General features: G+C 34.3%; 15 protein-coding genes. 11 read left to right on the forward strand and 4 right to left on the reverse strand.

The features are described from left to right. Window positions 1-2: 2 nt before the first annotated feature. Genes ACNFIH_RS22315 through ACNFIH_RS22330 form a run of 4 tightly spaced genes read left to right on the forward strand, consistent with a single transcriptional unit; the run spans window position 3 to window position 3,912 of the window. On the forward strand, window positions 3-953 hold the full coding sequence (locus tag ACNFIH_RS22315; RefSeq protein ID WP_426484866.1) for an ATP-binding cassette domain-containing protein: 951 nt from the start codon (window positions 3-5) through the stop codon (window positions 951-953). Next, window positions 943-1,686 (forward strand): ABC transporter ATP-binding protein, encoded by a 744-nt coding sequence (locus ACNFIH_RS22320; RefSeq protein ID WP_426484867.1) that lies wholly within the window; start codon window positions 943-945, stop codon window positions 1,684-1,686. Before ACNFIH_RS22315 ends, ACNFIH_RS22320 begins: the two co-directional genes overlap by 11 nt. A 1-nt stretch (window position 1,687) precedes the next feature. Then, window positions 1,688-2,794, forward strand: coding sequence for an ABC transporter permease (locus tag ACNFIH_RS22325; protein ID WP_426484868.1), 1,107 nt, complete (start codon window positions 1,688-1,690; stop codon window positions 2,792-2,794). Next, window positions 2,791-3,912: an ABC transporter permease gene (locus ACNFIH_RS22330; RefSeq protein WP_426484869.1), complete on the forward strand. Its 1,122-nt coding sequence runs from the start codon at window positions 2,791-2,793 to the stop codon at window positions 3,910-3,912. The genes ACNFIH_RS22325 and ACNFIH_RS22330 overlap by 4 nt, the downstream gene beginning before the upstream one ends. A 30-nt stretch (window positions 3,913-3,942) precedes the next feature. On the opposite strand, the gene ACNFIH_RS22335 is transcribed toward ACNFIH_RS22330, so the two are convergent. The 3 genes from ACNFIH_RS22335 to ACNFIH_RS22345 form a co-directional block, all read right to left on the reverse strand. Continuing rightward, a complete protein-coding gene (locus ACNFIH_RS22335; protein ID WP_426484870.1) occupies window positions 3,943-5,325 on the reverse strand; it encodes a hypothetical protein in 1,383 nt (460 codons plus the stop codon). Window positions 5,326-5,387: 62 nt separating this feature from the next. After that, on the reverse strand, window positions 5,388-6,275 hold the full coding sequence (locus tag ACNFIH_RS22340; RefSeq protein ID WP_426484871.1) for a DMT family transporter: 888 nt from the start codon (window positions 6,273-6,275) through the stop codon (window positions 5,388-5,390). 9 nt (window positions 6,276-6,284) lie between these two features. Then, the gene (locus tag ACNFIH_RS22345; protein WP_426484872.1) at window positions 6,285-6,809 is read right to left on the reverse strand and encodes a GNAT family N-acetyltransferase; all 525 of its coding nucleotides are present in this window, start codon (window positions 6,807-6,809) and stop codon (window positions 6,285-6,287) included. Between the two features lie 61 nt (window positions 6,810-6,870). Between ACNFIH_RS22345 and ACNFIH_RS22350 the strand changes: the two genes are divergently transcribed. Beyond that, window positions 6,871-7,734 carry a LysR family transcriptional regulator gene (locus tag ACNFIH_RS22350; protein WP_426484873.1) on the forward strand — a complete coding sequence of 288 codons (864 nt, stop codon included), beginning with the start codon at window positions 6,871-6,873 and terminating at the stop codon, window positions 7,732-7,734. Between the two features lie 2 nt (window positions 7,735-7,736). Here the strand turns inward: ACNFIH_RS22350 and ACNFIH_RS22355 are convergent, their stop codons facing one another. Further along, a complete protein-coding gene (locus tag ACNFIH_RS22355) occupies window positions 7,737-8,183 on the reverse strand; it encodes a GNAT family N-acetyltransferase (protein ID WP_426484874.1) in 447 nt (148 codons plus the stop codon). A 362-nt stretch (window positions 8,184-8,545) separates the two neighbouring features. On the opposite strand from ACNFIH_RS22355, the gene ACNFIH_RS22360 reads away from it, so the two are divergent. The 6 genes from ACNFIH_RS22360 to ACNFIH_RS22385 all read left to right on the forward strand — a co-directional run bounded on the left by ACNFIH_RS22360 (window position 8,546) and on the right by ACNFIH_RS22385 (window position 24,340). Next, a complete protein-coding gene (locus tag ACNFIH_RS22360; RefSeq protein WP_426484875.1) occupies window positions 8,546-11,659 on the forward strand; it encodes a glycoside hydrolase family 2 TIM barrel-domain containing protein in 3,114 nt (1,037 codons plus the stop codon). A gap of 155 nt (window positions 11,660-11,814) precedes the next feature. Beyond that, the gene (locus ACNFIH_RS22365; RefSeq protein ID WP_426484876.1) at window positions 11,815-15,909 is read left to right on the forward strand and encodes a hybrid sensor histidine kinase/response regulator transcription factor; all 4,095 of its coding nucleotides are present in this window, start codon (window positions 11,815-11,817) and stop codon (window positions 15,907-15,909) included. 171 nt (window positions 15,910-16,080) lie between these two features. Then, window positions 16,081-17,322, forward strand: coding sequence for a DUF2264 domain-containing protein (locus tag ACNFIH_RS22370; RefSeq protein ID WP_426484877.1), 1,242 nt, complete (start codon window positions 16,081-16,083; stop codon window positions 17,320-17,322). A gap of 25 nt (window positions 17,323-17,347) precedes the next feature. After that, a complete protein-coding gene (locus tag ACNFIH_RS22375) occupies window positions 17,348-18,502 on the forward strand; it encodes a glycoside hydrolase family 88/105 protein (RefSeq protein WP_426484878.1) in 1,155 nt (384 codons plus the stop codon). 508 nt (window positions 18,503-19,010) lie between these two features. Continuing rightward, window positions 19,011-22,343, forward strand: coding sequence for a SusC/RagA family TonB-linked outer membrane protein (locus ACNFIH_RS22380; RefSeq protein WP_426484879.1), 3,333 nt, complete (start codon window positions 19,011-19,013; stop codon window positions 22,341-22,343). A gap of 11 nt (window positions 22,344-22,354) precedes the next feature. After that, a complete protein-coding gene (locus ACNFIH_RS22385; protein WP_035651343.1) occupies window positions 22,355-24,340 on the forward strand; it encodes a RagB/SusD family nutrient uptake outer membrane protein in 1,986 nt (661 codons plus the stop codon). The last annotated feature ends 356 nt before the right edge of the window (window positions 24,341-24,696 follow it).

Below are 24,696 nucleotides of genomic sequence, written 5' to 3' on the forward strand. Positions count from 1 at the left end.
TTATGTCTGCAGTAACATTAAAAAATTGTATTAAAAAATATGGTGATTTTGTCGCTGTAGATGACGTTTCTTTTGAGGTTCAGAAAGGCGAACTTTTTGGACTGATTGGTCCTGATGGCGCTGGAAAAACTTCCGTTTTTAGAATCCTGACAACACTTTTGCTTGCTGATGGCGGAACTGCAATTGTGGAAGGACACGATGTTGTAAAAGAATTTCAGCAAATACGAAACAAAGTAGGCTACATGCCTGGGAAATTTTCGTTATATCAGGATTTGACCGTTCAGGAAAATCTCGAATTTTTTGCCACTATTTTCGGAACTACAATTGAGGAAAATTATGAACTGATAAAAGATATTTACGACCAAATAAAACCTTTCAACAACAGACGAGCGGGAAAACTTTCAGGCGGAATGAAACAAAAACTAGCTTTATGCTGCGCGCTGATTCATAAACCGGAAGTTTTATTTTTAGATGAACCTACAACTGGCGTTGATGTTGTTTCCCGAAGCGAATTTTGGCAAATGCTTATCAAACTAAAAGAACAGAAAATCACTATTGTAGTTTCAACTCCTTATATGGACGAAGCAAAGTTATGTGACCGAATTGCGCTGATGCAAAACGGAAAAATAATGAGCGTTGATGAACCAAAAAATATTATAAAAAGCTTTCCGAAAACCTTATTTGCTGCCAAAGCCAAAAATATTTACAAATTACTACAGGATTTCCGAACGGATAAAGAAATAGAAAGTTGCGATGCTTTTGGAGAATTTATTCATATAACATTAGCTTCTGAAGACTCAAATGAGGAACGAGTTAAAGAAATCGCACAAAAATATAATCCTGAAAATTTCGAAGTAAAAATTATTGAGCCAACAATTGAAGACACTTTTATTCGATTGATGCGGGAACAAAATAATTTAGGAGAATTAAAAGAAATCGTAAATGGAAAATAAAGCCATAGTTTGCAAAGAGTTAACCAAACAGTTTGGTGATTTCAAAGCGGTTGATAAAATCAGTTTTGAAGTTAGCGAAGGTGAAATATTTGGTTTTTTGGGTGCTAACGGAGCTGGAAAAACAACAGCAATGCGAATTCTTTGCGGACTTTCGTATCCAACATCTGGAGAAGCAAGCGTGGCCGGATTTGATGTGTACAAACAGCAGGAAAAAATCAAAAAGAATATTGGTTATATGAGCCAGAAATTCTCTTTGTATGATAATCTCACGATTCTTGAAAATATTGAGTTTTATGGTGGTGTTTACGGCGTTTCCCGACCTGAAATAAAGGATAGAAGTGCAGAATTGGTCAAAACGCTCGGATTAGAAAAAGAGGCAAAAAAACTCGTTGGCGGTCTTCCTTTAGGATGGAAACAAAAACTGGCATTTTCTGTTGCAGTATTTCATCGGCCAAAAATTGTTTTTTTGGATGAACCAACCGGAGGTGTTGATCCTATTACAAGAAGACAATTCTGGGATATGATTTATGAGGCTGCGGCAAGCGGAATAACGGTTTTTGTAACCACGCATTATATGGACGAAGCCGAATATTGTAACCGTATTAGTATCATGGTTGACGGAAGAGTTGAAGCAATTGATTCACCCGCCGAATTGAAAAAACGTTTCAATACGACTTCTATGGATGAAGTTTTTTATGAACTGGCACGCAACGCCCAAAGAGCAGCAGATTAATATGAAAAGATTATTGGCTTTCATTAAAAAAGAATTTTACCATGTTTTCAGGGATAAAAGAACCTTGCTGATTCTGTTTGGGCTGCCAATAGCACAAATTATTCTTTTTGGGTTTGCATTGAGCAGTGAAGTCAAAAATATCGGAATTGCATTTCAGGATAATTCACATGATATTCACACGGAGAAAATTATAGCAAAAATACAATCCAGTTCTTACTTTAATATTGAAAATCCGATTCTGAATTACAATGACATTGAAAATCGGTTTAAAGACGGAAGCATTAAATGTGCCGTCATCTTTTCATCCAATTTTGCTTCTGTTTTGCAGCGTCCTGGAGGAGCAAAAATTCAAGTCATTGCTGATGCATCAGATCCTAATACAGCCACAATTGTAACCAATTATTTGACAGCTATTGTAAATGATTATCAGCAACAGCTAAATCCAACAGCAAAGCTGAATTATCAAATTATCCCCGAATTAAGACAACTTTATAACGAACAGCAAAATGGTTCGCTAAATTTTATTCCGGGCGTAATTGCCTTGATATTTATGATTGTAAGCACTGCATTGACTTCTGTTTCTGTGGTGCGCGAAAAGGAACTTGGCACAATGGAAATTCTGCTTGTATCGCCTTTTAAACCCATAATGGTTTTGATTGCAAAAGCGATTCCGTATCTCGTACTTTCATTGATTAATTTTATACTTATTTTATTTCTTTCGGTATATCTTCTTCATGTAGAAATTAAAGGAAGTTTTTTGTTGCTTTTTGCCGAAAGTATATTGTTTATTATTACTTGTCTTTCTCTTGGTTTGCTAATTTCAAATGTTACTGATTCTCAACAAACCGCAATGCTGATATCGATGATGGGAATGATGTTGCCAACATTGATACTTACAGGTTTTATGTTTCCATTAGAAAATATGCCCTGGATTTTCCGCGTCATTTCTCACGCCGTTCCTTCCCGATATTATTACAGTATTGTAAAATCTGTAATGCTGAAAGGTTTGGGTTTTGAATTTGTATGGAAAGAGACTTTGATACTTGCCGGAATGGCGGCTTTTTTATTGACCATCGCATTGAAAAAATTTAAGATTCGATTATCATGAAAGTGCTTCGTTTTATATTACAAAAAGAATTTCGTCAGATATTTAGAGATAAAACCATCTTGGCGATGATGTTTGTTGTTCCAACAATGCAGCTCATTATTTTACCATTGGCAGCAAATTTTGAAGTAAAAAATGTCAATATTGCTTACGTTGATCATGACCATAGCTCTTATTCTCAAAAATTGATCAACAAAATTGGTTCATCAGGATATTTTCATATTGCTGGAACGCCTGACTCTTATTTGGGTGGCTTAAAATTAATTGAAACGGGCGAAGCCGATTTGATTTTAGAAATTCCGTCAGGATTTGAAAGAAATCTGGTAAGAGAAGGCAGTCAGAAAGTAAATATCGCGGCTGATGCCATCAACGGAACAAAATCAAATATTGGAAATGCCTATTTAAATGTCGTATTGGCTGATTTTAGTCGTGATCTTGATATTCGTTTTAAACTGCCACAAACTCCTTCGATTTCTCCTTCATTAATTACGTTGACAAGTACAAATTGGTACAATCCACGAGCTGAGTATAAATATTATATGGTTCCCGGAATTTTAGTTTTGTTGCTGACATTAATTGGAGGTTTTATTACAGCATTGAACATCGTAAAAGAAAAAGAAATAGGAACAATTGAACAGATAAATGTAACGCCTATTCAAAAATGGCAATTCATTTTAGGCAAACTTATACCCTTTTGGATCGTCGGAATGATTGTGTTTACGGTTGGTTTGATTGTTATGTATTTGATTTACGGAATATTCCCAATGGGAAGTCTTGCAGTACTTTATCTTTTTGGAGCGGTTTACTTAATAGCTTTATTAGGCCTCGGACTGTTGATTTCCACTTTTGCAGATACTCAATTGCAGGCCATGTTTATTGCCTTTTTCTTCATGATGATTTTTATGCTCATGAGCGGTTTTTTTACCAGCACAGACAGTATGCCAAATTGGGCACGAACAATTTCTGAATTCACTCCCGTAACGCATTTTATTAAGGTTGTTCGTTTAATAGTTTTAAAAGGAAGCGGTTTAAACGAAGTAGGCAAAGAGCTTTTGTATTTATCTATTTTTGCCATTATTTTAAATGCACTCGCCATTTATAATTATAAGAAAACGAGTTAAGTACAAAAGCAAGAATCTTTTTTAGATTAATTACTCATAAGGTAATACAGGCGGAGCATCAAATAAATAAGATTTTTGATCTGAACTTATAATATTGTTTTCTTTGTCTAAAGTCAAGTATATAATTCCATATGCAACAAGATATTTTTGTACAGTATTTTCTTTAAATCCAAGATAAATAGGAAGTTGTGTTATAGTCTTAGTTATATTTTCTCCTTTTTGATTAAAGTAAGTATACAGCTTTGATCTTTCTTTTACAGGTGGATATGTTGCATCTTCAGCTAAATACAGTCCTTCGGAAACTTCATATATCTCAGTTCTAATTTTTGACGAAGGAAGAATTATATCGCCATTATAATCAATAATGTATTGATTGTCAGTGTCGCCGTTTCTTATGTCTTCATATCTTCGATTTACAATAATCTGCCCGTATTTATTAAAACTGCTGATTGTTCTTTGTATGTCAGGAAGTGATTTTACGATTTCAAAATTTTCATTTATTATTTTAAAGCTTCGGGTTTCGCGTCGCGGAAATGGTTCTCCGTAATAATTATACCGCTGTTTTTCTTTTATTATTTCCAATACAATACAATGTCCGTTGTAAAAATTACTATGCGGAACAAAATCGCTTTCTATTTTATGACCATTTTTATCAAAAAATCCATTGTTATAAGTGAAGACTGTGCTTTTGGCTAACGGAATGCCGTTTAATCTTTTGAAATCTTTTGGAACAGGCTGTATTTTGCCATCATGAACTAAAATGTATTTTTCCTTTTTATACTTTTTAACCAAATAATTGTTTGGATTCCAATATTCCACAATACTGTCTTTTGTTGCCAATACTTCTTTTCCAGTTATTTGATCAATCAAAACAGAAATAAGCTTTTTTTTCTCGAAATAATAATTCAAATGCGGATTCTCTCTATAGTCAAAATCATTTGTATATTTTAAATCGGTCAGGAATTTTCCCGTACTATTGATTAATGCATATTTCCCGTTTCTTGATGCATAGCCGTATTCTTCTGTTAATCCTGAACGAATATTTCCATTTGTCAGTTCATTTGTTCCTTCAAAATTGTATTCATCAATAAAATGCAGTTCCTTCATTAATTCTAAAATATGGAAGTCACCTTGAATGCCGTGGTTATCATTATCTTTTTTTGGTTTTAGACGACTTTGCTTGCTATCTGTTTTTTTTAAAATTGCCGTAATTCTACAGTTGTTATCTGGCATATATAGGTAGTCATATTCTTCAGATTTTTCACCTTCAGGCCCAACAAAAACATAACCGTTTAGTGTTTTTTCTATAGACAAATATCTGTTTATGATTTTAATGTCTCCCGTTTTTAGTAATTCTTGGGAAAAACTCAAAAATGATTTCATCAGTAAAATAAGTAATACAACTTTTTTCATAATTTCTCTTTTATAAGAAGATGTTCTTTTTTATAAAAAGGTTGTGACGAATGTATCACTTTTTAGTTTTTTCCAATCAAAGTACTGAGTTTATTATTTTTGAAATTTACTTCAGAAATTATAGTTCCGGCAAAAATCAGACTTCCGCCCAAAAGAAGTCGCCAGGAAAGATTTTCGCCTAAAATGAAAAAGGCTCCAATTGCTCCAAAAACAGGTTCAAATAAATAAATTACGGCAACTCTTTCTGCCGATAAATAACGTTGCGAAATATTTGAAACGGTGTACATATAAGCCGTCGAAAATAAGGCGCAGTAAATTACGCCAAGCCAAAATGTATTATTTTGAGGAAACCAATCTGCATTGTGATCTGTTATAGCAAGCACAAAAGTGAAAAGCGCGCAAAAGGTAAACATTGGAACAATAGAATATAAAAGATTTTTTAAAGCTGAATGTTTTTCAACCGAAATCAAATAAACCGCAAAAGCAAAAGCGCCCGCAATGGTATACAAATCGCCTAAATTGATTGTAAATTTTTCTTTTATTGCGATAATAAATAATCCAGCCAAAGCAGTCAAAGCGGCGCTCCAGATTTTTAAAGAGGCATTGGTTTTGTAAATAGCCAGTTTTAATAACGGAATTATGATAACGGTCAATCCAGCAATGAAAGAACATTGTGAAGCATCGGTATGTTTTAGTCCAATTGTTTGCAAATGAATTCCTAAAAACATTGGAACTGCGAGAATCCCGCCAATTTTAATCGATTCAAAATTGGTTTCTCTAACGTATTTCCAAAAGATTATGGTCAAAATAATAACAGCCAATAAAAAGCGATAAAATAAAAATGTAGCTGGAGAATAATTTCCAATTGCCATTTTTGTTACCGAATAAGAAATACCCCAAAAGGCTGTACCAATGATCAATAAAATCAATAAAAGTCGTTTTTTTTCCATTTTGAAATCTTAAGATTTTAGCATTTTTTTCATCATTAAATCGGTTTGTTCGTCATCGCCCAATCTGAAAATATGCGTGTCAAATTGCTCAAAACCGTTTTTGGTATAAAAACTGACCGCTCTAAAATTTTTTTCCCATACGCCAAGCCAAATGAATGAAGCATTTATTTCTTCGGCGATTAGCAAAGCCTGAGCATAAAGTGCCTGCGCTACTTTTTTACCATGAAATTCTTTTGCAACATAAATGCGTTCAATTTCTAAAGCATTTTTTCCTTGTTTTTCGGTTTGCGCGTCTCCCGTATTTAGTTTCAGATAGCCAATTACTTTTTCATCTATTTCAGCTAAATAGAAATAAGAAGATTCATTTTTAAGTTCCGAAGTTAATTTTTCAGACGCAAAACTTTCTTCCAGGTATTTAGCCATATTTTCTTCTGAATTCACTTCCGCAAAAGTTTCAGAAAAAGTTTGTCTTCCAATGTCTTGAAGTTTTGTAATATCGTTAAGCGTTGCTTTTGTAATTTTTAGCGTATTCATTTTTATTTTTTTAATGCGTTAAAACATATTTTTGTTCTTAATAAATGCGTAAATTGCATCAATGGACTTGCAACAAATCAAATATTTTTTGGCTCTTGCCAAAGAACTTCATTTCTGGAACACAGCCGAAAAGATGAATATTACACAATCGGCATTGAGTCGTCAAATTCAGTCTTTAGAAAACCAATTGGGTGTTCAGCTTTTTGAGCGCAATAAACGCAATGTTAAACTTACTGCTGCTGGCCAGTTTCTAAAAGAAAAATGGGAAGTCGAGCTTAATAAACTTGAATTTATTCATCAATCAGCGCGTCAGATTCAATTGGGTGAAAGCGGAACCATTACGATTGCGCATCCAGATTCGATTTCTGCTTCCATCATGCCGGATATTTTGTCCCGAATTTCGGCAGCTTATCCAAAACTTAAAATCAAATTAGTTCAGGTTCTTTATGAACATCAGCAGGATTTTCTACGTAATTATAAAATAGATTTGGCGATTACCAGAGATATTAATAATGCCAAAGATATTCAATCAGAAAAATTCCATACGGATCATTTAGCGATTGTTGTTCCCAAAAATCATCCTTATAAAACACCCGAAGATTTGACCAAAGAAACGCTGGCTTCTCAGAAATTCATTTTGCCAACCAATGATGAAGGCAGCAGTTACAGCGATTTGATTCAAAGATTATTCAATTCTTTTGAAAACGCTCCTGAAGTTTATCTTCATTCTGAATTCGGTTCAGCGATTATTGCTTTGGTTCGAAAAGGACTCGGAATTGCAATTTTGCCAGATTCTTATCTTTTTCATGAAATTCCAGGCATCCGATTTATTAAACTTCCAATGGAAACCGATTTGTATATCAATTGGAGAATCGAAGATCACAATCCAGTTTTAGCCAATGTTTTAAAATTGATAATTCCGTGATTTTAAGCTCTAAGCATTTCGATATGTGGAATTCCATCTTCGTCATACGGTTCGCCTTGTTCCACAAATCCAACCGATTGATAAAATTTCGATAAATGATATTGCGCACTAATCCGAATTGGGCCTTCGCCAAATTTTTCCTGACAGCCTGCAATTGAAGCTTCCATAATTTTTTTTCCTAATCCCAATCCGCGAAAGCGTGGAGCAATTACAACTCTTCCAATTGCAATTTCAGTATAAGATAATCCTGCAGGAAGCAATCGTGTACAGCCTGCCAATTCATCATTTACAAAATATAAAAGATGAAAACTTTGCTGATCTTTATTATCCAGATCAAGATAAGGGCAATTTTGTTCTACTACAAAAACTTCACTTCGTAACCGAAGCATTTCATACAGTTCGTGATTTGTAAATTCATCAAAAGATTTAATGGTATGGTTAAATATCATTTTAGTTTGTATTATTTAGGACAAAGATAAAAGCAGGAGTAATGATATAAAATGCTAATTTTTTATCAATTGATGCTAAAAACGCATTAATAAAGGGGGTAATATTGTACAAAATAAGGACTATTACCAAATTACCCCTTTTAGTATATCGGATTGCCCCTCATGTCTTTTAAGTGAATATCTAAATTTGTGATTCAGAATTTGTTATTCCAAATTGATTTAAGGTTTACGTTTTTAAGATTTGGTTAGTGTTAGGAAGGTTTTTTTTTATACGTTTTTATAAAAGAAATACTTTAAATCAATTTGGAATGACAATTTTTTTCTGTTTCAAAAACAAAATTTAGACAATCAAAAAAAGTTAGATGAAGAAAATTTTTTTAGCAGCTGCGCTGTTCTTAAGTGCGCAAAGTAATTTTGCACAAACCAATGAATGGGAAAATCCGCAAGTATTAGACAGAGGAAAAGAATCTGGAAGAAGTTCGTTTCTTTTATACGGCAATGCCGATGAATTAAAGGAAAACAATCCTAAAAAATCAGCATTGTACCAAAGTTTAAACGGACTTTGGAAATTTGATATTGTTAAAACTCCGGCACAACGACCAACAAATTTTTTCGAACCAAATCTCGATGTGAGCAAATGGTCAGAAATTCAGGTGCCATCAAACTGGGAATTGCAAGGTTATGATATTCCGATTTACACTAATATCACATATCCATTTCCTAAAAATCCTCCTTTTATAGCAGGAGATTATAATCCGGTTGCGAGTTACAGACGTAATTTTACAGTTTCAGATTCCTGGAACGATAAAGAAATTATACTTCATTTTGGATCAATTTCTGGTTATGCGAGGGTATTTTTAAATGGAAAAGAAGTCGGAATGACAAAAGCGTCAAAAACGCCGGCTGAATTTAATATTACGTCCTTTTTGAAGAAAGGAGAAAATTTAATTGCTGTTCAGGTTTTTAGATGGCACGACGGAAGTTATTTAGAAGATCAGGATTTCTGGAGATTAAGCGGAATTGAGCGCGATGTTTATTTGCAGGCAATGCCTAAAACTGCAGTTTGGGATTATTTCGTAAAAAGTGATTTAGACGATCAATACAAAAACGGACTTTTTAATGTTGATTTAACTTTAAAATATTTTGAGAATAATAAAATTAAAAGTCCTTCAGTAAAAATAGAATTATTTGATAAAGAAGGAAAGACAATTTATTCTGAAAGCAAAAAAGTAAATGCGAAAGAAACGAAAATCAGTTTTTCAAAAACCATTGAAAACGTAAAACAATGGAATGCTGAAACGCCAAATTTGTACAAATACACTATTACTTTGTTAGACAGCAAGGGAAATATTTTGGAGGCAGTTTCTAAAAAAACAGGTTTCAGAAAAGTTGAAATTAAAGATGCACAGCTTTTAGTTAACGGAAAAGCGGTGATGGTAAAAGGAGTAAATATTCACGAACATGATGATGTAAACGGACACGTGCCAAACGAAGAATTGATGCTGAAAGACCTTAAGTTAATGAAGGAATTCAATATTAATGCAATTCGTATGAGCCATTATCCGCATGATACTAAATTGTATGATTTGTGTGATGAATATGGATTTTATGTTGTTGATGAAGCCAATATAGAGTCACACGCAATGGGAGCAGAGTGGCAAAACTGGTTTGATCAGAAAAAACATCCGGCGTATTTGCCAGAATGGGCGTCGGCGCATTTGGACCGTATTAAAAGAATGTTTGCTTTTGACAAAAATCATCCTTCAATTATTATTTGGTCTTTAGGAAATGAATGCGGAAACGGGCCTGTTTTTTACGATGCTTATGACTGGTTAAAACAAGTGGATTCGACACGTCCGATTCAATTTGAGCAGGCTGGAGAAAATAGAAATACCGATATCGTTTGTCCAATGTATCCGGGAATTAAAAGCATGAAAACCTATGCGGCGGCAGATAAAAAGCGTCCGTATATTATGTGTGAATATGCGCACGCAATGGGTAACAGTGGCGGAAATTTTCAGGAATATTGGGATATTATCAACAGCAGCAAACACATGCAAGGCGGTTTTATTTGGGATTGGGTTGACCAAGGAATAAAAACGAAAGATGCAAACGGAAAAACATTTTGGGCTTATGGCGGTGATTTAGGCGCTTCAAAACTTCAAAATGATGAAAATGGTTGTGCTGATGGTGTTATTTTTTCTAACAGAACTCCAAAACCAGCTTTAAGCGAAATCAAAAAAGTATATCAAAATATTCATTTTCAGCTTAATGAATCTGATTTGACAGTAACAAATCTTTATAATTTCACCAATCTTTCTGATTTTAATTTTAAATGGGAATTGGTTAAAAATGGTGCAATAGCAAAATCAGGAGAATTTAATTTAAATGTTGCTCCTGCAGAAAGCAAAAAAGTGGCTTTAACTCTGGGTTCAATCGATGCTGATTCTGAATATTTTGTAAATGTTTATGCAGTTTCTAAAAACGATGCGCCTTTGGTTGCAAAAGGTCATGAGTTTGCAAGAGAGCAGTTTGCAATAGGAAAAGGTTCTTATTTTAAAAATAATAAGGTTGCAGAAAGTACTTCAAAACTGAAATATTCGGTTAAAAATAATGTGCTTTCTTTTGAAACTGAAACTGTTTCTGGAGAATTTGATCTTCAAAAAGGAGAAATTTTAAAATACAATTTGAAAAATGAAGCAAATCCAATTTTCAATAATTTCCCAACGCCTTATTTCTGGCGTGCTCCAACTGATAATGATTTTGGAAGCAACATGGAAAATAAATTGGTAATCTGGAAAGAAGCATCACAAAATCCATCGACTGTAAGTGTGACTTTGGACAAAAAATCTCCTGAAGGTTTATTGATAAAAGCGGTTTACAAATTAGCTGCTGCTGATGTTCCTTATACTGTGGATTATTTAATTCAGAATAACGGTTCAATAAAAGTTACTGCAGCTATTGATTTGGCCGGAAAAGAATTGCCTGAAATGCCTCGTTTTGGAATGCGTGCCAAGTTAAATGGTGCATTCGACAATTTGAGTTATTATGGAAGAGGTCCTTGGGAAAATTATTCTGATCGAAATTCTGCAGCGTTTATTGGTGAATATTCAGATAAAGTAATCAATCAATATACTAAAAGCTATATTCGTCCACAAGAAGGTGGTTATAAAACAGATGTTCGTTGGTTGACTTTAAAAAACGCAAAAGACCAAGGCGTAAAATTTGAAGGATTGCAGGCATTAGGTTTTAGCGCTTTAAATATTTCAACAGAAATGTTGGATCCAGGAAAAACTAAAGCACAACGCCATCCATCTGATTTGGATTTAGATTCTAAAGAAGCCGTTTATCTTCATTTGGATTATAGACAAAGAGGAGTAGGAGGAGATGACAGCTGGGGACGCTTACCACATGATCAATATCGTTTAACAGACAAAAAATATACTTACTCTTATGTAATTTCATTGGTTAATTGATAAGAATTGTATGTGTTTTTTACATGAAAAACCTATGATTTATTTTCATAGGTTTTTTTTAAGATTAATTTAATAATTGTATTTTTCACACGAATAATTTATGACCCTGATTTTTTAAAGAAAATAAAAATTTACTTAATCTTAAATCCGAAATTTTGAAAACCAAAATTCTATTATTTTTTGCACTTTTAGTTCATTTTGCAGCTCAACCACAGGCTGTAGGAACTTCTATTCCAAAATTTGGACAGAAAAAATATGAGATTGGGTATCTCGGAATCAAAAATGGTCTTGCTAATAATGCGGTAACTTCGGTTTATAAAGACAAAAGAGGTTTGATGTGGTTTGGAACTTATGACGGTGTAAGCAGATTTGATGGTTACAATTTTTTAAGTTTCAGAAACGAACCAAACGATTCTAAATCATTGGTAAATAATAGAATAGTTAGCGTTTGTGGAACTCAAAATAAAATTTGGATTGGTACAAAGGGCGGTATCAGCGTTTATGATTATTTGAGCAATCAGTTTACCTTAAAGAATTACATCAACGCAAAGTCTTCTAAAAGTGAAAAGATAGATTTTGTAGTCAATCAAATTAGGGATTTTAAGTCGAAAATGTACATCGCGACAGCGGGAAAAGGTTTGCTCTATTCTGCAGGTGAAGATAAAGAGATTGTGCAGATTCCGCTTTTGGCAAATGGAAAAATGCAATGGGATTTTCACGTGCAGGAAATGGATTTTGATCCGTCGGGCAAATTGTGGTGTTCTGTTGCGGGAGTTGGTTTGGTCGCTATGGAATCTGGCGCAAAAAGACTTTCTGTTGTTTATGCGACTTCTGTGGGCAGTGGCTGTATTTTATTCGACAAATTTTCAAATATTTGGTTAGCTGCTGAAGAAGGACTTTTAAAATACAATACAAAAAACAAGGAACATCATCTTTACACGAATCAGGAAATTCAATATCCCATTTCGGACTTAATGTTTAAGGCTTCCGCCAATGAACTTTGGATTGCCACAAACGGAAATGGTGTTATTAAATACAATTATAATAAAGACTCTTTTTCGCTTTTAAGCACGAGTCTCGATGAAGAAAAACTCAACAGCAACGCTATTTCATCGCTTTATTTAGATAATGAAAACCGAGTTTGGATTGGGACTTTAAGAGGCGGAGTAAATACTATCGAAGAGACAAAAAGTCCTTTTGTGACGATTTCTAAAAATGAGCGCACAAAAAATACTTTGCCGAGTGATTTCATTCTTTCGTTGTGTGAACAAGACTCCGAAAACCTTTGGATTGGAACTGATGGCGCGGGCGCAAGTCTTTGGAATAGAAAAACAAATACGTTTACGAACTATTCTTATAATTCGGGAAATCCAAATTCGCTTAGCAATAATTTTGTTTCTGTCATTTTAAAAGACAATAAAGGAACCTGGTTTGGAACTTATGGCGGCGGAGTTTGTCTTTTTAATTCCCAAACGCACAATTTTAAAAAATACAATCTTTTTCATCCAAAGCTTAAAGCGGTTCAAAAAAACATTTGGGTTTTGTTCAAATGCAAAAAGAACATTTTATGGGCAGCTTCGCCCGATGAGGAAGGTTTGTATAAATACAATGAAACGAAAGATCAATTTGATTTTGTTGATGCAAAAATCCGGGGTATTATTTCGATGACGCAGGATCAGAATCATCTTTGGATTGGAAATTTTTCAAAATTATTCCGATTCGATCCCAAAACAATGCAACGAAAAGAGGTTGATGTGAAATACCCGGTTCGTTCGATTGTTTCGCATTCCGACACCAAAATGCTTGTTGGTACAGAAGGCGGTGGATTGATGATTTTTAATCCGAAAACTTTTGAACGCAAATTCCTGACGCAGCGAAACGGACTTCCTAATAATTCGATTTTAAATATTGTTCGCGATAAACAAGGAGCTTATTGGTGCAGTACTTACAACGGAATATTTGTTTATAATGTTGACACCGGAAAAATCACAAGTTATCATGATACTGACGGACTTCAGAGCAATCAATTCAATTACAATGCGGCGTTGCGACTTTCGACAGGCGAAATTGTATTTGGCGGAATCAAAGGTTTTAATATAATTGATACTAAAATAAACAGTCAGGTTCACGCTTTCCCAAAGTTGATTATCACTTCGATTAAAGTAAATAATAAAGTGTATGATCAGGACGGTTTAGGCGCTTTTGGAATCAATAAATTAAAACTGCCTTATGATGAATCGATGTTGAATATTGATTTTGCGGCTTTGGAATACAGTTTGCCGGAAAAAATCTCTTATGCTTATTTTTTAGAAGGATGGGATTCGCAATGGCATTATGTGGATAATATTCGAAGTGCGAATTATTCGAGAATTACAGAAGGCGACTATGTACTGAAAATCAAATCAACAAATGCTGAAGGATTATGGAATTCTAAATCTATTTCTTTGCCTGTTACGATTTTACCGCCTTGGTACAGAAGTGGTTGGGCGTATTGTTTCTATTTTGTTGCTTTTATTTTGCTGATTTATGTAGTAGATAAATACCAACGCGAACAAGCACAGCTTAAATACGAAGTTCGACTTTCGCAGGATTTGGCAAAACAGGAAAAAGAACTGAACGAGAAAAAATTGACTTTTTTCACCAATATTTCTCATGAATTCAGGTCGCCTTTAACGATGATTATTAATCCGCTAAAGGATATTATTTATGGAACGGAGCAGCAAATTGATCCCGCAGCAATTGAAATGGTTTACAGCAATTCCAGAAGATTATTGAGTTTGGTCGATCAATTGTTGCTTTTTAGAAAAACCGAAACCGAAACCGGAAAACTCAAAGTAGGACAAATAGATATTGTAGAGCTCTGTAAAGAAGTTTTCAGCTGTTTTGTGCATCACGCAAAATCAAAAAAAATAGATTACAGTTTTAGTATTTCTGAAGAAAAACTATTGGTTTATGTCGATCGTGAAAAAATAGAAATGGCTTTGTTTAATTTGATTTCAAATGCTTTAAAATTCACAGAAAAAGAAAACGGAAAAGTTGCTGTGAATTTGAGATGCACTGAAACAGAAGTTATTATAAATGTTACCGATAACGGAGAAGGAGTTCTGGATGCTGACAAAGACAAAATTTTTAATTTGTTTTATCAATCGGGGAAAAATGTCAAAAATAACCGCAAAGGATTTGGTATCGGATTGTATTTGGTACAACAATTTATAGCGCAACATCAAGGAAAAGTAAGTTGCCGTGATAATGAAAACGGAGGCTCTGTTTTTGAAATTAAATTGCTTCTCGGAAAAGAACATTTTGGAGATATTGAAATCCGTGAAGATTTAAGCGACCGAACTTTATTTCTGGATGAAGCTTTAGAAGAAACTGCAATTAGGGAAAATGTTTTACAACCAATTGAAGAAGAACCTGAAAATGTAAAAGATGTAATTAAAGACGCAAAAAGCATTTTAGTTGTTGATGATAATGTTCAAATCAGAAATTATCTGAAACGAATATTAGCGCCAAAGTATCATGTGACCGCAGCCGAAAATGCAGAAACAGCTTTAAATGTTGTAAAAAATGTACAACCCGATTTAATTATTTCGGATGTTGTAATGGGAGAAATGAACGGCGTAGCTTTCTGCAAACACATAAAATCCGATCCTGATTTAAAACATATTCCCGTGATTTTGCTTACCGGAGGAACATCTGAAGATGTAAAACTAAAAGGAGCAGAAGTTGGCGCTGATGATTACATCACAAAACCATTTGATAATGATTATTTGCTGGCCAGAATAAATGGAATTTTGACACGTCGTGACAGCGAACAGAATTATTTGCTTAATTCGGTTACAAAAAATGTTGCCGGACCAAAACTTTCTGACGAGGATAAAAAACTGCTCGATAAAATCATCGAACTCATTGATTCTAATCTAGATGTCGACAATTTTAATATCAAAGATTTAGCATCTGAATTGGGAATGAGCCATTCTTTGGTTTATAAAAAAATCAAAAAAATTACAGGAAAATCGGTTTTAGAATTTACCCGAAATGTTCGTCTACGAAAAGTAGCAACATTATTAATCACAACCGATTTGCAGATTAGTCAAGCTGCTTCAATTGCTGGTTTTGGCGATATTAAATATTTCCGAAAACACTTTCAACAATTTTATAATCTGAATCCTTCGGAGTTTAAGAAAAAGTATCAGAATGTAAAAGATAATAAATACATTCTGAATGAGAGTTTTTGGAAATCAACTTAAATTAAAAAGAATAAATGATAATTAATTAAAATTTTTGCCACAGATTAAAAAGATTAACACAGATTAAACTAATAAGTTTCAATGACGCAACATCGCGCTGTGAACAAACAGATTTGAGTAAAAAATCCTTGAAATCCTTTTAATCTGTGGCAAAAAAAATAAAAAAAAGATATGAATCATAACCTGAAAAATGCTGTTTTAGCAGTGTTGATTTGTTTTATAATTTCAAATGTACAAGCACAATCAAAGAAGCCGGAAAAAGATTCTCCTGAAAAAGTTCGCGAGTTTTTTGTTGCTTCTTTAGTAAAAATTGGAGATCCCGTTTTGACTGCTTTGAGCAATAATCAATTGAAAACGTTGATGCCCATTGAAAAATCTCCTGGAGCTTGGGATGAAAGAACACATGTAACTTATTTAGAAGCTTTTGGGAGAACACTTTCGGGAATGGCGCCTTGGCTTGAATTAGGTCCAGATGATACTTTCGAAGGAAAATTAAGAGCTAAATACATTGCTTTGGCACAAAAATCAATTCATAATGCAACCGATCCAAATGCGGCTGATTTTATGAATTTTGTAAACGATAAACAGCCTTTGGTTGATGCTGCTTTTTTTGCTCAAGCTTTGCTTCGTGCGCCAAAACAACTTTGGGAACCGCTTGATGCTGTTACAAAAGAAAACGTGATTACAGCTTTAAAGTCATCCAGAAAAATCGAACCTTACAACAGCAACTGGCTTCTTTTTGCCGGAATGGTTGAAGCGGCGATTATCAAATTTGATAAAGAAGAAGATGCTAATCGGTTGAATTTTGGTTTATCTAAACACAAAGAATGGTATTTGGGAGATGGAATTTATGGCGATGGCCCAGATTTTCACTGGGATTACTACAATAGTTTTGTCATTCACCCGATGCAGCTTGATATTTTAAATTTGCTGAAAGATAAAAATAGCGATTATAAAAAAGATTACGAAACTGTTTTGAACAGATCCCGAAGATATGCTGCAATTCAGGAACGATTAATTTCTCCTGACGGGACTTATCCACCAATCGGAAGATCATTGGCGTATCGTTTTGGCGCTTTTCAATTGCTTTCTCAGATTGCACTTTGGAAAGAATTACCAAAAGATATTGCTCCGGCACAAGTCCGTTCGGCACTTTATTTTATGATCAATAATCAAATAAATGCCAAAGAAACTTTTGACAAAAAGGGCTGGCTCCAGATTGGTTTATATGGTCATCAGCCTAATATTGGCGAAGGCTATATTTCAACAGGAAGTTTGTATTTGTGTACAGAAGCCTTTTTAGTTTTGGGTTTACCAGCGACAGATTTGTTTTGGACAACTGCTTACCAACCTTGGACACAAAAGAAAATTTGGTCGGGTCAGGAAATCCCGATTGATCATGCTTCAAAATAATTAAACGCTTAATATTATTATAATTATGTATTTAAAAAAATCAATTTTTATTGTATTGACAGCAGTTTCTGTACTTGCTGTTGGCTGTAAAAGCAGTGCCGTAAAACAGAAAACGACAATAAAAGAATCTAAAAAAGAGGTTATCGCTATTATTGATAAAGTAAATAATCGCTGGCAAAGTACACATCAGGAACCAGGAAATTCTTTCTGGCACGTTTCCGCTTATCATACTGGAAATATGGAAGCTTATAAGGTAACTAAGAATAAAAAATATCTAGATTATTCGATGGCTTGGGCAGATAAAAACCAATGGATGGGCGCCAAATCAACGGATAAATCAGAATGGAAATACAATTATGGCGAAACCGATAAACATGTTTTATTTGGCGATTGGCAGATTTGTTTTCAGACTTATATTGATTTATACAATTTCAAAGGAAAAAAAGATCCTCAGAAAATTGCCCGTGCAAAAGAAGTTATGGAATACGAAATGAGTACTTCTGCAAATGATTATTGGTGGTGGGTTGACGGATTGTATATGGTAATGCCTGTTATGACAAAGCTTTACAACGTTACCGGAAATGAAATGTATTTGGAAAAATTAGATTCGTATTTACAATATGCAGACAGTATTATGTACGATTCGGAAGCAAAATTATATTTCCGTGATGCCAAATATGTTTATCCAAAACATACAAGTGCTAATGGAAAAAAAGACTTTTGGGCGAGAGGCGACGGATGGATTTTTGCAGGTTATGCTAAAATTATTCAGGATTTGCCAAAAAAGGCAAAACATAGAAAAGAATATATTCAACGTTTTAAAGAAATGGCTCAGGCATTGGCGGCAGCACAGCAAAAAGAAGGTTATTGGACCAGAAGTATTTTGGATCCAGAACATGCGCCAGGTCCAGAAACAAGCGGAACAGCTTTTTTTACCTACGGTTTTTTATGGGGAATCAATAACGGAATTTTGGATAAAAAGACCTATTTGCCAGTTGCAGAAAAATCCTGGAACTATTTAACTACGTTTGCGCTTCAGGTAGATGGAACTGTTGGGTATGTACAGCCTATTGGCGAAAAAGCAATTCCGGGACAAGTTGTAGATAAAAATTCTACAGCTGATTTTGGAGTGGGAGCTTTTCTATTGGCAGCTTCAGAAATGTATCGTTTTGCGAAGTAGTTTTTAGTATTAAATTTATTTGAATCGGCTTGATTTCTGAAATGAAATTTAGCCGATTTTTTGTAAAAATGTTTTTCATCTGCATTTTAAAATAATACTTAATAGAACAAGATAGATCAGAGAAAAGCTCTTTTGGATTTCATTTCAAAAAATGGATTTTCTTGTTATTTATATAAATTGTTGCAATTACTTTAAACATTCGCTCTCTAAAAAACGGAATATATATTTATTAAATTTTGATTTCTGAAAGGCTTTTTTTCTGAAATACATTAAAACCTTAGTGTTTTTGCGGTCTTGTACTAATTTGACCCTTCTTTATTATCATATTTCCCCCCTTTGAAACAACAGTGTTCTGTTAGATTTGTAGCTCAGATTGAATGTCGCAATTTGAGAAAAATGAATATGAAAGAATGTTTTCCCCAAAAAACAACAATCGTTATTTTTTTGTTTCAAAAGCGACTGAGATTTAAACCAAACTAATTATTTAACCAAAATTACAACCAAGAAAATGAAAAACTTTATTAGGAAGATGACGACTCCTGATTATGTATCTGGATTTGATTTTAAAAAGAAATTGGCCATTTTTTGTGTGCTGGTTTCATTATCTCAAGTACAGGCATATGCAGGAGAACCATCAGGAACAAATGCGCTGGAAAAAATAGAACAGCAAAATGGAATTAGCGGGCAGGTTAAAGACCAAAACGGATTGCCGCTTCCAGGAGCTACAGTTTCGATTAAAGGAACTAAAATTAGTACAATTACAGATTTTGACGGAAAATTTGAATTGAAAGGAGATCAGAACGCAACATTAGTGGTGTCTTATATTGGGTATGTGACTCAGGAAATTCAAGTAAAAAATAAAGCAAACATCACAATTCAACTTGCAGAAAATGCAGCTTCATTAAATGAGGTTGTAGTAGTTGGATATGGTAAAATGAAAAAGAGCGATTTAACAGGAGCAATTGTTCAGGTTAAAGCAGAATCGTTAGCAAATCAAAATCCACAAACGGTTCAGGATTTATTAAGAGGAGTTCCTGGTTTAAAAGTAGGTTATGATCCTGCTGCAAAAGGAGGAGGATCTTTGCAGATTCGTGGGCAGACTTCAGTTTACAATCCAGATGGTGCTGGTCATAATTCACCGCTTATTATTTTAGACGGAATGCAGTTTTATGGTGAGCTTTCAGAAATTAATCCTGATGATGTTGGTCAGATTGATATTTTGAAAGATGCATCTGCAACTGCTGTTTATGGTTCTAAAGCCGCAGCAGGAGTTATTGTTCTTTCAACTAAAAAAGGAAAAACGGGTAAGCCTATTATTAATTTGACGACAAACATGACAATCGTTAATGAAAGTGCTTATCGTGATGTATATTCTCCAGAAGGATATGTAAAATATCGTGAAGATTGGGAAACGGCTAAAACATATGGCACCAATACAACAACTGGAAATTATGAGGCATGGGTTACAGGAACAGCAGCTAACAAACCAGGATATTACACAAACCCTAGTCAATTAAGTCAGTACAATATTACTGAAGCACAATGGTTAGCTTATCAGCCGGCTGCGCAAATTCAAGGTAAAAGTTTGAATGAAGTTTGGGGATTACGTCTAGGAATTACTGATGCTACGCTTTTGAAGAATTTTACAGATGGAAAAACGCACGATTGGTATGATAGTACTTTTAGGACAGGAATAAATCGTGATAATAATTTAAGTGTTTCCGGAGCAAGCGATAAAGTAAATTATTATATCTCTTTGGGATCTTTAACTTCAGAAGGCGCTATTCAGGGAAATGATTATTCTGCAGTTCGCGCGAATATGAAAGTGGATGCTAAAGTTACAGATTGGCTTGAATTTGGAGCAAATGTTAACTTTCAAGACCGTTCAGATGGAGATATATCTGTTGGTACAGGAACTAATTATTGGGATGCAAATATGTTAAGAAACAGTCCATTTGCGAACTTTAAAGAAGCAAATGGTGATTATGCAAGACAACCAATGGGACCAACAATTGGAGGTTATAACTATTACTATGATCGCCAATATATGGATCTTGACAGAGGATATACTGTATTGAATACTATTTTTAATACAAAGGTTACTTTGCCTTTAGGTATTACGTATTCATTTAATGCTTCTCCTCGTTATGAATTCTTTTACAACCGTTATTTTCAGTCGGCTGGAAATAAAAACTGGAGTCCTGCTAATATAGGGGTAGATAGAGAAAACGGTAAAAAATTCACATGGAATATAAACAATACTGTAGCATGGGATCATACATTTAATGGGAAACACCATATTATAGCCACTTTTGTTCAGGAAGCTGAAGATTTAAAATCATGGTCAGATCGTGTAGATGCTAATAATATTCAGCCTTCAGATGCTTTAGGATATCACAATATTTCTAATGCAACATTGGCTAATAGTACATTTACATCGACAGACACGCATCAAACAGCAGATGCTTTAATGGCAAGACTTTTCTATTCATTCGATAATCGTTACATGATAACAGGAACGGTACGTCGCGACGGATATTCAGCGTTTGGAGCTTCTTATCCTTATGCAACTTTTCCTTCTGTAGCATTGGGATGGAGCTTTAATAAAGAAAGTTGGTTTCAATGGGCGCCTATGAGTACTGGTAAATTGCGTTTGTCATGGGGTAAAAACGGAAACAGATCACTTGCAGATCCATATTTGGCTTTAGCAAATTTAAGTTCAGGTACGGGTGCAACAATGGGATATCTTGATGCTTCAGGAAATATTGTTGATACGAAATATCTAGGAATTGACCGTATGGCAAATCCTAATTTGCAATGGGAAAAAACAACAGCAACAAATATTGGTCTTGATCTAGGTTTCTTAAATGACCGAATTACAAGTACAATCGATGTTTATAGATCTGTTACAAATGATATGATCATGAGTCAGCGTCTGCCTGTGTTTACTGGATTCTCATCAATTGCAACCAATCTTGGAGAGGTTGAAAATAAAGGTATTGAAATAAGCCTTACAACTTTAAATATGAAAAAGCCAAACTTTGAGTGGACAACAATGGTTGCTTTTTCATACAACAAGAACATTATTAATAGATTGTATGGAAACATGGAAGATGTTAAGGATGCCAATGGAAATGTAATAGGAGCTAAAGAGGCAGATGATAAAACGAATGTATGGTTTATTGGCAAACCTATTTCTCAAATCTGGGATTATAAAGTAATCGGAATTTGGCAAAAAGATGAAGCTGTAGAAGCTGCAAAATATGGTCAGCGTCCTGGTGATCCAAAAGTTGAAAACAGTTACACAGCAGATGATGTTAACGGAAAACCAACATATAACGAAAAAGACAAACAGTTTTTAGGACAGACCGCACCTCCAATCAACTGGTCATTGCGTAACGAATTCAAAATTTATAAAAACTGGAATTTGGCAATTAACATGTATTCGTACATGGGACACAAATCGCTTGATAGCCGTTATATGAATAATTATAATGATGGAAGTTTGTATACAAACAACTACAATCCATTTGTAAATCCGTATTGGACACTTGATAATCCAACAAATGATTGGGCACGTCTTGATGCCAGAGGGCCTGCAGGAGCTGGAGTATCAAAATTATACGATCGCAGTTTTATCCGTTTAGACAATATTTCGTTGGCTTATTCACTTCCAAAAGATCTTGTTGATCGTTTGCATGTGAGAAACTTCAAAATTTATGCTTCGGTTCAGAACGCTGCAACATGGTCTGCTTCTAAAGAATGGAAATATTATGGAGATCCGGAAACAGGTGGACTAGCTACGCGAATGTTTAATTTAGGATTTAACGTTTCACTTTAATAATTACAATAATGAAAAAATATATAAAAAATAAAATCTCAACACTTGTGCCTTTAGTAGCAGTAACTGCTCTTTTGGTTTCTTGTTCAAAGGATTTTTTGGAACCAGATCCGCTTTCGTTTTACGAGCCTGAAACTACTTTTAGTACTGAATCTGGATTGCAGGCAGTTTTAGCAAGTGCCGATAAACAACTTCGTAACAATTATATTCATTATAATAGCGCTAGTAATAGTGTGCCAATTGGAACAGAATACGTTTTCTCTGATATGGCAAAATATGGAAAAACAGATAATAGCAGTACTATTTCTGATTTTGCTAATACCATAGTTCCTACAGGAAGTTTTAAAACAGCAACAAACGATGATTTTTACCTAGGATTTTACTGGGATGAAGCTTATACGGGTATCAAACATGCTAACACTGTATTGACTTATATTGATAAGGTGACAAGTTTATCTGAAGAAGTTAAACGTAAATATATCGGTCAGGCTTATTTTCATAGAGCATACCGTTATCTTAATTTGGTATATCAATTTGGAGATATTCCGTTGATTACTAAAATTTTGGAAGTTCCAAAACAGAGTTATTATTCTACTAGAAAAGAAGCCATCATCGAAATGATTACTGCCGATATGGAAAAAGCTGTAGAATGGGTACCAGATCAAGCCAAATTGCCTTATTTAGGTGTAGTGAACAAAGGAGCATGCCGTCAGTTATTGATTAAATGTTACTTGGCTTCTGGAAGATTTAAAGATGCAGAAAATCAGGCAGATTTACTCATTAATTCATCTGGTTATTCTTTAATGCAAGCTAGTTTTGGAACTTTTGATCCAGGCGGAAATCCAACAACATGGACAATTAATAGAAATGTAATTTGGGATTTACACCGACCTGAAAATAAAGTTATTGCAGCTAATAGAGAAGCTATTATGATAATGCCAAATGGTGGAGTACAATCTTTCTTGCCTTTTGCCTCAATGAGAATTTTTGGACCTAACTGGAATTCAGCAACTGTAACAACTCCAGATGGAAAACAAGCAGCAAATCGTTTTGCCTCAAACAACACTGCCAATTACCAAGCTAATTATGATTATGCAAGAGCACTAGGACGTGGTATTGCTACAATTAGTGCTTCTTATTATTCACAACATCCTATGTGGGTTGTAAATGGTGTTGAAGACAAAAAAGATCTTAGACATAACAGTACAGTTGGAAACTGGGTAAATATGGAAGATCTTAAATATAGTGATAGAACTTCGGCATTTTACGGTCAAAATTTCAGATTAAGAAATGGTACGACTTTGTTATCAAAAGATACGCTTCGTGAATGGTTTGATTTTCCATTATATAAAATCTATCTGCATGATGTTGTAAATGAAACGAATCCAAATGCAACTGATTTTCAGGGAGCAAGTACAGGAAGTAAAGCACATTGGTATTTATATCGTTTAGCTGAAACTTATTTATTAAGAGCCGAAGCACGTTTTTACCAAGGAAATGTTGGTGGAGCAGCTCAGGACGTAAATACTGTTAGAGCCAGGGCAGGCGCAGCACAAATGTATGGTACAGTAACTATAGGTGATATTTGTGCAGAAAGAGGAAGGGAACTTTACCTGGAAGAATGGAGAAATGTCGAGTTAAAACGTATCTCACACTGTCTTGCACTCAGCGGAAAACCTGACGAATGGGGCCAGACTTATAATAAAACCAATTGGGATAAACAATCCGGAACTGATAATGCCGGCGGAAGTTATTGGTGGCAGCGTATCGTTCATTATACATTGTACAATAAATATCCTAGTGGTATAGTGGTTCCAAATGGAACTAAGTTTTATACGATGGACAAACGTAATAACTACTGGCCAATTCCAAGCAGTGCTATAACGGCAAACATTAAAGGAAAATTAAGTCAGAACTTCGGTTATGATGGCTATGACGCTAACATCAAAGTCTGGGATAAGTGGCAGGATGCCGTTGCAGATGAAAGTCAGCTTTAATTAGCTATATAATTAAAAAATATCGGAACTGCAGTAACCTTGAATTGTTATCTTGTTACTGCAGATGACGATATCCTTTTCGGATTTAAAACATCCAACTTCCTAAAACTAATTTTTATAAGTTTTGACTGTTAAAGCATTATCCCTAATGTGTTTAGGGATAATGCTGACAGTCATAATAATTCGCATGAATAAATATATTGTACCCGTTTGTTCCAAAAAAATCAGGTTTAACAATATAAATAGCAACAATAAATTTCAATACAATTTTGCCTGTTAATAAAAGCGAAAGAAATTTTCTTGCTCTGTTTTGATATTAAAATCAGCTGGTTGAGATTTTCTTGCGCCAATAATTT

This window comes from Flavobacterium sp. 2 (genome assembly GCF_049949195.1).
GTDB lineage: Bacteria > Bacteroidota > Bacteroidia > Flavobacteriales > Flavobacteriaceae > Flavobacterium.

Excerpts from the sequence above, each read along its gene's own strand:
- ACNFIH_RS22315 (WP_426484866.1), top strand. The coding sequence starts at position 3 with ATGTCTGCAGTAACATTAAAAAATTGTATTAAAAAATATGGTGATTTT.
- ACNFIH_RS22320 (WP_426484867.1), top strand. The coding sequence starts at position 943 with ATGGAAAATAAAGCCATAGTTTGCAAAGAGTTAACCAAACAGTTTGGT.
- ACNFIH_RS22325 (WP_426484868.1), top strand. The coding sequence starts at position 1,688 with ATGAAAAGATTATTGGCTTTCATTAAAAAAGAATTTTACCATGTTTTC.
- ACNFIH_RS22330 (WP_426484869.1), top strand. The coding sequence starts at position 2,791 with ATGAAAGTGCTTCGTTTTATATTACAAAAAGAATTTCGTCAGATATTT.
- ACNFIH_RS22335 (WP_426484870.1), bottom strand. The coding sequence starts at position 5,325 with ATGAAAAAAGTTGTATTACTTATTTTACTGATGAAATCATTTTTGAGT.
- ACNFIH_RS22340 (WP_426484871.1), bottom strand. The coding sequence starts at position 6,275 with ATGGAAAAAAAACGACTTTTATTGATTTTATTGATCATTGGTACAGCC.
- ACNFIH_RS22345 (WP_426484872.1), bottom strand. The coding sequence starts at position 6,809 with ATGAATACGCTAAAAATTACAAAAGCAACGCTTAACGATATTACAAAA.
- ACNFIH_RS22350 (WP_426484873.1), top strand. The coding sequence starts at position 6,871 with ATGGACTTGCAACAAATCAAATATTTTTTGGCTCTTGCCAAAGAACTT.
- ACNFIH_RS22355 (WP_426484874.1), bottom strand. The coding sequence starts at position 8,183 with ATGATATTTAACCATACCATTAAATCTTTTGATGAATTTACAAATCAC.
- ACNFIH_RS22360 (WP_426484875.1), top strand. The coding sequence starts at position 8,546 with ATGAAGAAAATTTTTTTAGCAGCTGCGCTGTTCTTAAGTGCGCAAAGT.
- ACNFIH_RS22370 (WP_426484877.1), top strand. The coding sequence starts at position 16,081 with ATGAATCATAACCTGAAAAATGCTGTTTTAGCAGTGTTGATTTGTTTT.
- ACNFIH_RS22375 (WP_426484878.1), top strand. The coding sequence starts at position 17,348 with ATGTATTTAAAAAAATCAATTTTTATTGTATTGACAGCAGTTTCTGTA.
- ACNFIH_RS22380 (WP_426484879.1), top strand. The coding sequence starts at position 19,011 with ATGAAAAACTTTATTAGGAAGATGACGACTCCTGATTATGTATCTGGA.
- ACNFIH_RS22385 (WP_035651343.1), top strand. The coding sequence starts at position 22,355 with ATGAAAAAATATATAAAAAATAAAATCTCAACACTTGTGCCTTTAGTA.